Here is a 13,622-nt window from a genome sequence, read left to right on the forward strand (position 1 = left end):
GAATATAGGCGATGAAGAGCTCTAGGGTATCTGAGAGATGATGAAGGTCAGGAGCTGAGCCATCAGAAATGCGTTATTTTCGGTTCTTTTGAGTATATATTGACTGGTTTAAATAGATCAGGAAAATCAACAACATTAGTACGGTTATGAGATGAGAAAAGCTTTCTAGGGGTGTCATGTTTAGGGAAAGCTGTGTATGAAGCATAAGGTTTATATAGATATTTGAGCAATTGTTCAAATAAGCAATAATGATTTGGGGGGATTATTGTGTTGTTCTACATTGGTTTGGGGATTGTTGTGCTCTTGAGCATCTACTGTTGGTTTGGGATAAAGAAAGCTTATGAAAAAGGAAAGACTTTGCCTCTTCGTGTTTCAATTGCGATATGGATATCGGACACGGTTCACTTCCTATTAGTGCTCTCAGCATCGAGACAAGGCATTTGGCCATTATCCATTAACAAGACAGTCGCTTTGGTGATTGGGGTGGTCATGGGTGGCGTTGGACTTTTCATAATGCTGGTGGGAATGCTTGAATTTCACTCATTCAAGAAGATGTCGGGAATGGACACTTCAAAGCTCATAATCACTGGAATCTACAGGTACAGCAGAAATCCGCAGTATACTGGATGGTTTTTAGCGCTCTTGGGGATATCAATTGCAGGACGCTCACTCCTCGCACTTTTGCTCACGATAGCACTTATTATCGGGATTCACTTGTATAACGTTAAGCTTGAGGAGCCGTATCTTGAGCGTATCTTCGGTGAGGAGTATTTGAAATACAAAGAGAGCACCTCGAGGTATTTTGGAATACCCACAAGAAGGAATAAATGAACACAGATGCTTGAGACAAGTTATAAATAATTTAAAATACAAACTACAAAAGGCGAATAAAATGGATTCCAAAGATCATGAAGTGTCACGGGTATATAGAACCAAGGCTCAGGCAAAAAAAGCCTACGACAGGATAAGCCGATTTTACGATTATTTTGCAGGAGTTTTTGAGAAAAAATATAGAAATAGAGCGTTGGAGTTGCTGGGCATTAAAAAAGGAGAAATTGTGTTAGAGATTGGCTTTGGAACAGGACACTGTTTGAAGAAAATGGCTGAACTGGTGGGTGAAGAGGGAAAGGTTTACGGTATTGACATTTCTTCTGGGATGCTGGAAGTTAGTAAAAAGAGGCTTGAAAAAGCTGGGCTGTTGGATAGAGTCGAGCTGTACTGTGGAGATGCCTCAAAATTGCCCTATGAGGATAATAAATTTGATGCTGTTTTCATGAGCTTCACCCTTGAACTCTTTGACACACCGGAAATTCCGAAAGTTCTTAATGAAATTAAAAGGGTCTTAAAACCCGGTGGAAGGCTTGGAATTGTCAGCATGTCAAAAGAAGGTGGGAATGTTTTGCTGAGGCTTTATGAGTGGCTCCATGAAAAGCTTCCCCAATATGTTGACTGCAGACCTATCTATGTTGAACAATCAATAAGAGAGTCCGGATTCGAAATAAAGTACAAAGAAGAAGTGAAATTATTTGGGCTGCCGGGAGAGATCGTTATTGCTGTAAAGCTGCCTAAACCGTAAAGGGGCAAACAAATGAATGACACAAATACAACAATGTTATATACTCTTTGAGCCAACAAAAAACAGGAGGGGTAAAAATGCCAAAAGAGAGCTTCTTTCCGGATATAATTACAAATCTGCCAAAAGCGGATATTCCAATTGAAGGATTGCATGCGTACCTTTTTCAAGGTGAAAACCAACAAATCCTTTTTATGAGCTTTGAAAAGGATGTAGAAATTCCAGAACATTCGCATGAGGCACAGTGGGGCGTCATTTTGGATGGTGAAATCGAATTAACCATAGATGGCAGGAAATACATTTTCAAAAAAGGCGACACATATTTTATTCCCAAAGGCGTCAAGCACAGTGCGAAGATTAAGAAAGGCTACAAGGATATAACATTGTTCAACCAAAAGGATAGATATAAGGCAAAGGGGACTACACAACCGAGAGCGCTATATGGAAAGATAGTAAAAAAGCAGGATGCAAAAAAGAGGGAGTTTAAAGGAGTTTTGTTCGATGTGTTGGCTGTTGGTGAAAAATCGATGATTACAAAGATGCACTATAAGGCCGGCGACCACGTGCCATTTCACAGCCACCCTAATGAACAAAGCGGATATGTTGTTTCTGGAAGGATTCGATTGAGATTTGGTGAATATGATGAAATTCTCGAAGCGGGGGATAGCTATTCAATACCAGTGGGCATGGAGCATAGCGTTGACGCACTGGAAGACTCTGTAGTAATAGATTTCTTTGTTCCTCCTAGAGAGGACTATCTATGAAGTAACTGCTGTTTTTTATTATTCCAGCGTCTTTAATCTTTTTCTCTGGCTTAGCTGTTACTTTTGGGATTTTATGGAGATTAGGGAGCTATCACTTTAGTTTAATGAATGTCATTGGATTACTCCTCTTTTCATCAGGTGTTCTCATGCGTAGAGCTGCTAAAAGAACCTTAGGAAAATATTATTTTCACGGACTTAAAACCACTCAAAAGCACAAGCATAAACACATTCGTCATTCAATATAAATTGAAAAGTTTGGGGAGCAATACATAGAGTACATGAAGAAAACCAAAAAATTAGTTCCTTACCTATACTAAGTGAATGGGGAAAGAAAGAAGCTCAAAGGCTCTCCAAATATTTGACGTAAGCTTCTGCATCCATTAATTCTCCGAGTTCCTCTTCAAGGTTTTCTGGCTTAATCTTTGCAATCCATGCTTCGTATGGCTCTTCGTTAATTTTTTCTGGAGCATCTTCAAGTTCTTCGTTAACTTCGACTATTTCACCGCTTATTGGAGCATAAACTTCGCTAACGGCCTTAACGCTCTCGACTTCGCACAACGTGTCGCCCTTTTCAACAGTTGCACCGACTTCTGGGAGCTCAACATAGGCCAAATCGCCGAGCTCCTTTTGGGCATAGTCGCTAATTCCAACCAAAACTGTACCATCATCCATGACTTGGACCCACTCGTGGTCCTTGGTGTAGTAAAGCCCTTCCTTAACTTGATATTCTCCGACTTCGATCATGAGAACCACCGATTGTTTTACGAATGAAAAACATTTAAACCTTGCGGCCGCATTTGGACAAAATTCGACGGCAAATGTTTTAAGCTCTGCTGAACATCTCTCACTCATGGAAAGACAAAAGCTCGCCTACGCTTACGCACTCTTAGCAGTGTTCATGTGGTCAACAGTCGCTTCGGCCTTTAAGCTCTCTCTTAAATACTTCAACTATTTGAACCTCCTTTTCTATGCTTCACTAACCTCTCTAATTGTCCTCTTTTCTGTTTTGCTCTATCAAGGTAAGCTCTCTATGTTAAGCTCATCGAGTATAAGGAACTCTGCTTTTTTGGGCTTGATAAATCCCTTCCTTTATTACATGATTCTCTTCAAAGCCTACTCGCTCCTTCCCGCCCAAGAGGCTCAGGCCTTAAACTACACGTGGCCCATAATGCTCGCACTCCTCTCAATTCCATTCCTCAAGCAAAAAATCGGCCTCAAAAGAATTTTGGGAGTTTTTATGAGTTTCTTTGGTGTTTTAATAATCGCAACTAGAGGTGACTTACTTTCCTTGAACTTTAGAAGTCCCCTTGGAACTCTTTTAGGCCTTGGGAGTGCAATAATCTGGGCATCCTACTGGATACTCAACCTAAAGGATGAGCGCGACGATGTCGTGAGGCTCTTTCTAAACTTCGCATTTGGCTTTATATACATCGCTCTCTTCATTCTCCTCTTTGGAGAACTTCAATTCGGCATCAAAGGCTTAGTGGGTAGCATCTACGTAGGCCTCTTTGAGATGGGTATAACTTTCTTAGTGTGGCACAAAGCGTTAAGTCTCTCAGAAACAACGGCCCAAGTGGCTAACCTGATCTATTTGACACCTTTCTTATCCCTAATTCTCATACATTTCATTGTTGGGGAAGAGATACTCGCATCAACGCTTTTAGGATTGGTCTTTATTGTAGGAGGAATAATAATGGGGAGAAAAGGATAGAAAGCAAATGTCGCTTCACTCCTCTCTAAATGCTCCGTACTTCTTGGGGTCATAGAATGGTGGAGCCACTGTTACGGCCTTCTTCATCTTGCCTCTAATCTCTACTTCGAGCTCAACGCCAGGTTGAGCAAATTCTGGCTTGACGAAGGCTATTCCAATACCTATACCGAGGAGTGGTGAAGATGTACCGCTCGTTACCTCACCTATGAGCTCGCCATCCTTGTAAACCTTGTAGCCTTCTCTAGGAACACCCTTGTCAATCATCTTGATGTGAACGGCCTTCCTTGGAAGTCCTCTCTCCCTCTGCTTTAAGAGAGCGTCCTTTCCAATGAACTCCTTGTCCCAGAAGATGGCAAAGTCGAGGTTGGCTTGGAGTGGGGTTACCTCATCAACGTCCGTGCTGAGGAGCTGGAGCTCTTTCGTCTCGTTGCCGTAGAGTGTGTAACCTGCTTCAAGCCTCAAGGTATCTCTCGCACCTAAGCCAGCTGGCTTTATGCCGTACTTCTCTCCGGCCTCGAGGATTTTGTTCCATACATACAAAGCTTTCTCTGGCTTTCCGCGCTTGCTCTCGTCTGGGTGGTATGGGTTGGCATCTTCGAAGTAAACTTCCCATCCGTTCTCGCCAGTGTAGCCGCTTCTTGAGAGGAGCATCTTTATTCCATCGAGCTCAACTTCCTTAGCTTGGAACCACCATAAATCATTGATATCGATGCCGAAGAGGTCTTTAGCCAAATCCCTCGCCTTTGGACCTTGAATTGAGAACATGACGTAGTCATAAGTTTTGTTTTCAATCTCGAGGTCGAGCTCAGTGTATTGCTCAATTGCCCTCTTGATTGAGATGAACCAAGCGTAGAGCTTTTCAAATGCATCGCTGTCGCACACCATCATGTAAGTATCGTTGCCCATGTTGAAGACGAGTGTCTCATCCTTCACAGCACCCCTCTCGTTCAAAACGAGCGTGTAGGTTCCGCTTATTGCTGGGGGCCTTGAGATGTCATTGGTTGTGACGTATTGGAGGAACTTTAAGGCATCTTTACCTCTAAAGAAGATTTCACCCATGTGTGAAACATCGAAGATTCCAACGCCGTTTCTTACCGCGAGGTGCTCTTCCTTTATGCTTGAGTACCAAATTGGCATCTCCCAGCCAGCGAACTCTTCAACTTTTTTTGCATTCTCTTTGTGCCAGTCAAAAATGTGGACCCTCTTCATAGTATCACCGCTATAAAATGTTTCGATGAAGATATAAACCTTCGCCCGCTAAGCTTATTAAGCCTCCATGGGAGTAGCTCTCATGAAGGTCAAATCTAAGGAGAATCCAAGCGTTGAAGAAGTTGTTGAGATTTTGAGCGAGGGGCTCTCAAATGAGGCTATTATAACCCTCTTCGCCCACTGTAGTGTCTTCTATGATGGACGTGCTAAGAGCGAGCTTGGGGCGGGGGATAGAGTTATCATGATCAAACCAGACGGTACTTTTCTAATTCACCAAAAGGAGAAAAGAGTTCCTGTCAACTGGCAGCCGCCGGGGAGTATTGTGAGCTTTCAAATTGAGGAAGGGAAGATAAAGCTGCGGAGCGTTAGAAGAAAACCAAAGGAAATCTTGGAAGTTGAGCTTTTGAAAGTTTACCTAATCTCATACTTCCAAGCCGAGGATTACGAAGCGCTTAATTTGATGGGGAGCGAGGCGGAGATGGCTGATCTAATCCTCCAAAACCCCAGCATAATTGAAGAAGGATTTAAGGCACTCCAAAAGGAGAAGCCAATAAAACACGGCATAATAGATATCTACGGCGTTGACAGAGATGGAAACATCGTTGTTTTAGAGCTCAAGCGCAGGAGAGCAGATTTGCATGCGGTAAGCCAGCTCAAGCGCTACGTCGATGCCTTAAAAGAAGAGCACGGGAGTGTTAGAGGAATTTTAGTCGCGCCATCTCTAACTTCTGGCGCAGAGAAGCTCTTGAAGGATTTAGGCTTGGAATTCAAAAAGCTAAACCCTCCAAAGCGCGAAAAAGCTCGAAAGGGAAAGCAGAAAACACTCGACATGTTGTAGCTAGCCCATAGCCATCTCGTGGGGCATCATCTCTCTTACCTTGGCCTTTAGAACTCCTCCCTCTTCACCTACTTCCAAAACCTTTCCCAAACCTATGAGCCTCAGCTGAATTCTGCACACCATTTGCTCCCTCTCGTCGCTCTCTTCCCAGAGGATTTTTTGCTCCATGCGCTCCATCCTTAAAATTTCAGCTATTACCCCTTCCGTGCTTCGTGTAATATCTTGGAACGTCTCGTAGGTTAGGAAAACTTTGCGCCCCTCTTGGAGTTTTTCAAGGGCTCCAATGTTTCTTGCATTTCTTATCTCCAACGTCCTATATGGGTTTCTTAAGAGGGAGTCCAGAGCTCTGCGTGAAATTCCGACGAGGACAATAAGCTCCATTCTCTCACCTCACAAATAGACGCTTTCATACTCTTTCTCGGCTCTCCTCCTCGCTTTCTCCATCTGCTCGTGCATTCTCCTAAGTTGCTCCTCAATCATCTGGGCTTCTTTTAAAAGGGGCTCTGTCGAAACTTCAATGGGTATGAGCTTTTTGATGATTTCAATGACATTTGCAGCTGCTCTCGGGTCGGGCCTATCTCCAAAAGTCTCTCCAAGAAGGACGTAGCTCTTTAACCCTTCTTTGCTCGCTTCCCAAAGAAGTTTTCCACTCATTCCGGTTATAGAGCCGTAGTTGAGTATTTTAACTCCCAGCTCTTCAAGTTCTTTGTTCTCTTCCTCGCTCCCTCCAACACCCCAAACGTTCATATCCTCTTTGAAAACTCCTATCCCCATGCCTCCGAGAGAGATAACTTTCTGGGCGCCGGTTTCTTTGAGGTATCCCACTATTTCTCTCGCTATTTCATTAACAAGTGTTGGTGGCGTGTATATATCAGCGATGGCCAGGATAATGTTGTCTTTTCCATAGAACCTCAGGGGTGGATTTGGCTTCCCTTCGAGGACTAAAGTTAGAGGAGGTATGAAAGGACTCTCAATGTAGCCTATCATCTTCATATCAAGCTCTTTTGCTAAAAAATTAGCCGCTATGTGCCCAACTAATCCAATTCCAGGATAACCTTCTATGAAGAGGGGATTGTCAATTTTTGGGAGAATCAGCTCGACGGGCTTTTCCATGGGATCACCCTAGAATAAATTAGTTTTCATGACTATTAAACTTTATTTCCTGCTCTGGAACATGTGGACTCTTTTCAGTTGATTTGCTATCTTAGGATAACCTTAAATAAACCAACTCTAAGAAATTAACAAGGTGATGTCAATGCCAAAGATCGGGATAATTGGTGGTTCTGGTGTTTACGGAGTCTTTGACCCCAAGGAAAGCATAAAAGTGCACACACCTTACGGAAGACCTTCAGCTCCAGTGGAGATAGGCGAAATCAACGGTGTTGAGATTGCTTTCCTCCCAAGGCATGGAAAAACTCATGATATCCCACCCCACGAGGTTAACTATAGAGCGAACATTTGGGCCCTCCATGAGCTCGGCGTCGAGCGTGTAATAGGTATTACAGCTGTAGGTTCCCTCAGGGAAGAATACAAGCCCGGAGACATAGTAATTACCGACCAGTTTATAGACTTCACCAAAAAGAGGGAATACACCTTCTACAACGGGCCTAGAGTGGCTCACTTCAGCATGGCAGACCCATTCTGCCCAGAGATGAGGAAAGTTTTCATAGAGACCTCTAAGGGCCTGGGCTACGACACTCATGAGAAGGGCACTTATGTGTGCATTGAGGGGCCGCGCTTTTCAACGAGGGCTGAATCTATGATGTTCAGGAGTTATGCCCACATAATTGGAATGACGCTCGTTCCAGAGATTGTACTCGCTAGGGAGCTCGGAATGTGCTATGTTAACATAGCGGCAATTACAGACTACGACGTTTGGGCTGAAAAGCCTGTGGATGCCCAAGAAGTCGTTAGGGTCATGAAAGAGAACGAGGAGAAGATTAGAAAGATACTTCAAGAGGGCGTTCCTAAGATACCTGAAGAGAGGAAGTGCGGCTGTGCTGATGTGCTTAAGACGGCTTTTGTTTAGCAAGGTTTATATTCCCTTCCGTCCCCTTTTTATTTTAAGGTGAGAGCGATGAGCATTTTGATTAAGAATGGGAGAGTAATCTACGGTGAGAGCCTTGAAATTATGGATGCCGATGTTTATGTAGAGGGTAACAAAATTGTGAAGGTTGGAAAGGGCTTAAAAGAGAGTGCTGATGTGGTGATAGATGCGAAGGGCAAAGTTATTTCTCCGGGATTTATCAACACCCATACGCACTTAGCAATGACGCTCTTTAGAGGTCTAGCTGATGATCTGCCCTTAATGGAGTGGCTCCAAAACCACATATGGCCACTTGAAAGGAAGCTTACTCCAAAGGACATCTATTGGGGTTCTCTCCTTGGGGCTTTGGAGATGATAAAGAGCGGGACAACTACATTTGTTGATATGTACTTTCACATGGATGAAGTTGCTAACGCTGTTAATGAGGCTGGACTTAGAGCTTATTTGACTTATGGTGTGGTAGATTTAAGCAGTGAGGAGAAGGCCGAGAGTGAGATTAAAGAGGCTTTGAGAACCTTAAAATTCATACAAAAGCTCAACTCTGATAGGATAGAATTCATTTTTGGGCCCCATGCACCTTACACATGCTCCCCAGGATTTTTGAGAAGGATTAGGGAATTGGCCGATGAGCATGGTAAAATGGTCACAATCCACGTTAGCGAAACTAAAACTGAAGTTGAGCAAATTAAAGAGCAGTACGGCAAAAGTCCAGTCGAGCTTTTGGATGAGATTGGTTTCTTGAGGGACGATGTGATTATTGCACATGGGGTCTGGTTGAGTGAAAAGGACATCAGTATTCTCAAAAAGCGTGGTGTAACAGTGGCTCACAATCCCGCTTCGAATATGAAGCTTGCGAGTGGAGTGATGCCTCTAAGGGAGCTTTTAGAAGCCGGGGTGAATGTTTCCCTCGCCACAGATGGAGATGCGAGCAACAACAACTTGGATATGCTTGAGGAGATGAAGTTAGCTGCTCTCCTCCACAAGGTACACACATTGGATCCAACCATAGCCAATGCGTACACGGTCTTTAAGATGGCGACCCAAAATGGAGCAAAAGCGCTAAAGCTGAACACTGGAGTAATAAAAGAAGGCGCTTTGGCAGATTTGGTTATAATTGACTTCAACAAGCCTCACCTAAGACCGATTCACAATATTATAAGCCACCTCGTTTATTCTGCAAATGGAAGCGATGTCGAGACCACAATAGTTAATGGAAAAATTTTGATGCTTGATAGGGAAGTTTTGAGCTTTGATGAAGAGAAGGTGTTGGATAAGGCTCAAAAGGTGGCTGAAGATTTGTTGTCAAGGTGATGGCTTTATGAATTTAACAGAACTTACCTTTGGAAATTTAACCTTTAAGCTCGCTCAAGGGGACATAACTAAGCTTCCAGCTGAAGCGATAGTTAATGCAGCAAACAAATATTTGGAGCATGGCGGGGGAGTAGCTTTAGCCATTGCCAAAGCTGCAGCTGGAGACCCTTATGAATACATCAAAATTAGCAAAGAGGCTATGAGAGAGCAGATTGGGAGAAATCACATTGAGCACGGTGAAGTCGTTGTTACGCCCGCTTTAAACATGGAGCGCTTTGGAATAAAATATGTTATCCACACGGTTGGACCTTATTGTGGTGGAAAATGGGATGAGAACTTAAAGGAGAAGCTGAAGAAAGCTATTCTTGGAGCTTTGAGAAAGGCTGAAGAGCTAAACATTTCTTCAATTGCATTTCCAGCCATAAGTGCCGGCATCTATGGGTGCCCATTGGGAGAGGTCGTTAAAACTTTCCTTAAAGTTGTGGAAGAGTTTTCAGGGGAAGCTGAGAGTGTTAAAGAAGTTTATCTTGTGCTTTATTCAAAGAAAGATGCTGAAAGGGCTTTGAAAATCTTAGGCTGAATTTGAGGTGGTGCTCATGAAAATTGAGGATGTTTACATATGGGATATAAACGCTAAGTGGCTCGGCATTTCACCTTTTCAATTGATGGAAAATGCTGGGGCAGGTGTGGCGAGGATAATTGAAGAGAAGTTTGGAAAAAACTTAAAAGTAGCGATTTTCTGCGGAACAGGCAACAACGGCGGAGACGGCTTTGTAATAGCGAGGCACTTGAGCTTTGAAAATAATGTTACTCTCTTTTTGGTCGGCGATGAGGTGAAAATCAGGAGCGAAGAGGCAAAGCACAACTGGGAAATTCTCAAAAAGCTCGATTTTGTAAAGATTAAAGTTCTCAAAGACTCAAGTCAAATAAAAGCTCTGGATTTGAAAGGTTTTGATGTCATAGTTGATGCTTTACTCGGCGCGGGAACTAAGGGAGAGCCGAGAGAGCCAATAAGGAGCGCTGTTGAGAAAATCAATGAATATGCTGGAAAAGCTAAGATAGTTAGTGTTGATCTGCCGAGCGGTTATCCCTCGAGCGTTAGGGTAACTTGCGACTTTGCAGTAACTTTCCAATGGGACAAAGAGGAATACGAAGGTTTTGAAAGGATAATAGCAAAGATTGGCTATCCAAAGGAGCTCTACCACTTAGTTGGTCCAGGGGATGCAAAGTTTGCGTTAAGGAAAAAAGGAGAGTATAAGGGTCAAAATGGCAAAGTTTTGATAATCGGAGGAAGCGAGAACTACTTTGGGGCACCTTATTTAGCTTCAAAAGCTGCTTCCTATTTAGTTGACCTCGTTTATCTATCAATGCCTGAAGAAAGTGCGAGGAGAATAAACGACCCAGACTTAATCTTGAGACCCGTTAAAGGTAAGAACTTCTCAAAAGAGCACCTGGAGGAAGTCTTGGCTTTAGCAGAAAAGGTTGATGCCATAGCAATTGGAATGGGGATTGGATTGAGTGAGGAGACTAAAGAATTTGTAAGAGAATTCGTTAAGCACTGCAAGAAGCCAATGGTAATTGATGCTGACGCTCTCAAGGTCATAGCTGAGGACCTGAGCGTTTTAAGGGATAAAACTTTTGTTTTAACTCCACATGCTGGGGAATTCAAGATTCTCTTTGGTGAAAAGCCTGAGGGGAGCTTAGAGAAAAAAGCAAAGCTCGTCACCGAGAAGGCGAGAGAAATTAACGGCACAATCTTGCTCAAAGGAGCTTATGATATAATAAGCGATGGGAAGACTTGGAAGTACAATAAAACAGGCAACAAAGGGATGACTACTGGAGGAACTGGCGATGTTTTAGCTGGTCTTGTTGGAGCTTTGCTTGCCATTGGAAATTCACCATTTAGAGCGGCTTCAGTCGGAGCTTTCCTTAATGGATTAGCGGGGGATAGGGTAAAAGAAGAGATGGGGGAGAACTTCACTGCGCTGGAGGTTGCTAAAAAAGTCCCGCACGCGATCAGGTGGGTGGTGGAGTTCTGAGGGGTTTTTATGGATAGGAAAAACTGGGGAAGGCCCTTGTTTTTCTTTTTGTGGTTCTTTTTGCCTCCATGCTCTTCATTCAGTGGCTGGCCGAGGAAAAATACCCTATCATCGTTGATGCTTACTTCAGCACACCAGCGGAATTTAATGGGGTTCAGCTGCTTATGAGCTACCCGAACGAGGTTACCCACGTTGCTCTCTTCAAATTCGAACTCTCCCCTGATGGTTCCCGTTACATTCGTGTTGAGAAAACCTTCGACATCAATCCGGATTATGTGGTAGCAGAGGTTCAGGACAAAGAGGAGACGCTTTACTGTCGCGCCGACTGGGAAAACGGAACCTTTATCGTCCGAGATTGGGAGAACTGCTCCGATAGTCTTACTGCTGCCTTAACGAGAAAAATAACCCTTCAGGCGTGTGTTAATGGTACTTATCTCGGACACACCGTTGAGCGGAAGTCCATAGTCTGGTTTCTCTTTAAGGCTTCCAACACAACGGAGTGCGTCAGCGACACCGTCGAGGTCGTCGGCAGGACATGGGGAATTTTCGTGAGGATTGCTGGAGCAAACGGGACGATTGTCTGCCAAACAGAGAAAGTGGAGGGAACGTATCTCTCCGACGAGGTCGTAACAATAAACGAAAAAGGGTGTGGGCCGAAAAAAGAATGAAGAGTTCAGCCAATCCCCGCGTAGCTCCAGACGGAGTAGCCATAATAACCATTGGCCGGATCGTGAGGTGGCGCCTCAAGATATACCCATCCGTTTGAATCGACCCACTTATCGACCCATCCCCCGAGGTTGCCGGTGTATTCATGTATCGTTGAACCGGCGAACTTCGGAACATAGACCCACCTTCCTGCCCAGCCGCTTCCGAGATTGATGTATGTTATCAGTCCGGGCTTGCTTCCATAGCCATTCCTCACAAAGATAAGCTCATCGCTGTCGTAGTAAACTATTTCCGTGGTTCCGCCCGCCAGGTTGTTGTGTATCCAGATTAAGTTGGTGAGCCTGTCCTTGTTGAGCCACTCTTCGTAGTCCCGGTAAAATATCGTTGGTTGTCCCTCATAGGTGAGAATGAATGCGTATGCTGGGTACTTGTTCCATATTATGTCCGTGTCGTGATTTGCCACAAAGGTTACCGCATCGAAGGGATCAACCGCAACTAAAACCTGTCCGTTCTGTATGGCGGAGACGAGTGCGGGGATGTTAGTGTTGTCAAAGGCCTCATCCATCTTGTAGTAGAGCGCGAAGTCAAAAGCATTGGCCCCGCTTCCTCTTATCCAGTCCAAGACGAGGTTTACGTTGGTGTCCCAGTACTCTCCGACTGCATAGCCGCCCCACCAGCTGAGCCAGTCCTTCACGACCCACGGGTCATAGCCCTTGACGTAATCGAAGCGCCACCCATCGAAGCCGACGCTTTTAAGATATGCCGCATAGCTCTCACTGCTCGCCCAGAGCCAGTACTGATCCCAGCTCTTGTCGTGGCATATATCCGGATAGCCGCCGAAAGCTCCAGCATCACTGGCGTGAAGCTCGTTGGGATGGAAGTCGAGGTAGTTGGCGGTGTACTTGCCCGAGGCAACTTTAGAAAAGTCCGTCCATGTGTAGTCGTTCACAAAGGGGTTCCACTCCAAATCGCCGCCGGCGCGGTGGTTTATTACTATGTCGGCGTAGACCTCAAGCCCATAGGAGTGGGCAGTGTTTATGAGGTCTATTAACTCTTGCTTTGAACCGAAGCGAGTCTCTACCGTTCCCATCTGATAGTATTCGCCGAGGTCAAAGTAGTCGTAGGGATCATAACCCATCGAATAGCCTCCGCTCATGCCCTTGGATGGCGGCGGGAGCCAGATGGAAGTTATTCCAGCAGCAGCCCAATCGGGAATTTTGGCCCTTATTGTGTCGTACCATATTCCACCCTCCGGAACGTCCCAGTAGAACGCTTGCATCATTACTCCGCCTTCTTCTGGGGATAGTGCTATTGCTTGCTCTGCTGTGAATGATAGCACTATCAAGAGCAGGCCAAAAATGGCCAGAACTTTTTTAAGACCTGTCCGCACTTTCACCTCCCCCTGCTGGTCGGCAAATATTTCGTGCTCAAAATATATCACTGGCAGTGAAATATTTAAATTTT

General features: G+C 44.5%; 15 protein-coding genes. 10 read left to right on the forward strand and 5 right to left on the reverse strand.

Features of this window, described 5'->3' with window-relative positions; genetic code table 11:
* Positions 1-267 precede the first annotated feature (267 nt).
* The 3 genes from PAP_RS00205 (at position 268) to PAP_RS10355 (ending at position 2,337) form a co-directional block, all read left to right on the forward strand.
* Complete coding sequence (locus tag PAP_RS00205; RefSeq protein ID WP_048163948.1) at positions 268-831, forward strand: methyltransferase family protein; 564 nt, start codon at positions 268-270, stop codon at positions 829-831.
* Between the two features lie 10 nt (positions 832-841).
* Positions 842-1,576 carry a class I SAM-dependent methyltransferase gene (locus PAP_RS00210; RefSeq protein ID WP_236626994.1) on the forward strand — a complete coding sequence of 245 codons (735 nt, stop codon included), beginning with the start codon at positions 842-844 and terminating at the stop codon, positions 1,574-1,576.
* 77 nt (positions 1,577-1,653) lie between these two features.
* Entirely contained in the window at positions 1,654-2,337 is a 684-nt protein-coding gene (locus PAP_RS10355; protein WP_201769538.1) for a cupin domain-containing protein, read from the forward strand.
* 339 nt (positions 2,338-2,676) lie between these two features.
* Here PAP_RS10355 and gcvH read toward each other — a convergent pair whose 3' ends face one another.
* On the reverse strand, positions 2,677-3,081 hold the full coding sequence (gcvH, locus tag PAP_RS00225) for a glycine cleavage system protein GcvH (RefSeq protein WP_048163951.1): 405 nt from the start codon (positions 3,079-3,081) through the stop codon (positions 2,677-2,679).
* 106 nt (positions 3,082-3,187) lie between these two features.
* On the opposite strand from gcvH, the gene PAP_RS00230 reads away from it, so the two are divergent.
* Positions 3,188-4,048 (forward strand): DMT family transporter, encoded by an 861-nt coding sequence (locus tag PAP_RS00230; RefSeq protein ID WP_048163952.1) that lies wholly within the window; start codon positions 3,188-3,190, stop codon positions 4,046-4,048.
* A 15-nt stretch (positions 4,049-4,063) separates the two neighbouring features.
* On the opposite strand, the gene gcvT is transcribed toward PAP_RS00230, so the two are convergent.
* On the reverse strand, positions 4,064-5,257 hold the full coding sequence (gene gcvT, locus PAP_RS00235) for a glycine cleavage system aminomethyltransferase GcvT (RefSeq protein ID WP_048163954.1): 1,194 nt from the start codon (positions 5,255-5,257) through the stop codon (positions 4,064-4,066).
* A gap of 82 nt (positions 5,258-5,339) precedes the next feature.
* On the opposite strand from gcvT, the gene nucS reads away from it, so the two are divergent.
* Positions 5,340-6,095: an endonuclease NucS gene (nucS, locus tag PAP_RS00240; RefSeq protein WP_084177513.1), complete on the forward strand. Its 756-nt coding sequence runs from the start codon at positions 5,340-5,342 to the stop codon at positions 6,093-6,095.
* On the opposite strand, the gene PAP_RS00245 is transcribed toward nucS, so the two are convergent.
* The gene (locus PAP_RS00245) at positions 6,096-6,476 is read right to left on the reverse strand and encodes a DUF473 domain-containing protein (RefSeq protein ID WP_048163955.1); all 381 of its coding nucleotides are present in this window, start codon (positions 6,474-6,476) and stop codon (positions 6,096-6,098) included.
* Between the two features lie 9 nt (positions 6,477-6,485).
* Positions 6,486-7,208, reverse strand: a complete 723-nt coding sequence (locus PAP_RS00250) for a proteasome assembly chaperone family protein (protein ID WP_048163956.1) — start codon at positions 7,206-7,208, stop codon at positions 6,486-6,488.
* A gap of 142 nt (positions 7,209-7,350) precedes the next feature.
* Between PAP_RS00250 and PAP_RS00255 the strand changes: the two genes are divergently transcribed.
* The 5 genes from PAP_RS00255 (at position 7,351) to PAP_RS00275 (ending at position 12,160) form a co-directional block, all read left to right on the forward strand.
* A complete protein-coding gene (locus PAP_RS00255; RefSeq protein WP_048163957.1) occupies positions 7,351-8,124 on the forward strand; it encodes an S-methyl-5'-thioadenosine phosphorylase in 774 nt (257 codons plus the stop codon).
* 48 nt (positions 8,125-8,172) lie between these two features.
* On the forward strand, positions 8,173-9,453 hold the full coding sequence (locus PAP_RS00260; RefSeq protein ID WP_048163959.1) for an amidohydrolase family protein: 1,281 nt from the start codon (positions 8,173-8,175) through the stop codon (positions 9,451-9,453).
* A gap of 7 nt (positions 9,454-9,460) precedes the next feature.
* Positions 9,461-10,033: a [protein ADP-ribosylglutamate] hydrolase gene (locus PAP_RS00265; protein ID WP_048163962.1), complete on the forward strand. Its 573-nt coding sequence runs from the start codon at positions 9,461-9,463 to the stop codon at positions 10,031-10,033.
* Between the two features lie 16 nt (positions 10,034-10,049).
* Positions 10,050-11,492: a bifunctional ADP-dependent NAD(P)H-hydrate dehydratase/NAD(P)H-hydrate epimerase gene (locus PAP_RS00270; protein ID WP_048163965.1), complete on the forward strand. Its 1,443-nt coding sequence runs from the start codon at positions 10,050-10,052 to the stop codon at positions 11,490-11,492.
* A gap of 68 nt (positions 11,493-11,560) precedes the next feature.
* Positions 11,561-12,160 carry a hypothetical protein gene (locus PAP_RS00275; RefSeq protein ID WP_048163966.1) on the forward strand — a complete coding sequence of 200 codons (600 nt, stop codon included), beginning with the start codon at positions 11,561-11,563 and terminating at the stop codon, positions 12,158-12,160.
* Between the two features lie 5 nt (positions 12,161-12,165).
* Here PAP_RS00275 and PAP_RS00280 read toward each other — a convergent pair whose 3' ends face one another.
* A complete protein-coding gene (locus PAP_RS00280) occupies positions 12,166-13,509 on the reverse strand; it encodes an alpha-amylase (protein WP_236627015.1) in 1,344 nt (447 codons plus the stop codon).
* Positions 13,510-13,622 lie beyond the last annotated feature (113 nt).

Origin of the sequence: Palaeococcus pacificus DY20341, assembly GCF_000725425.1 — an archaeon.
Taxonomy (GTDB): domain Archaea; phylum Methanobacteriota_B; class Thermococci; order Thermococcales; family Thermococcaceae; genus Palaeococcus; species Palaeococcus pacificus.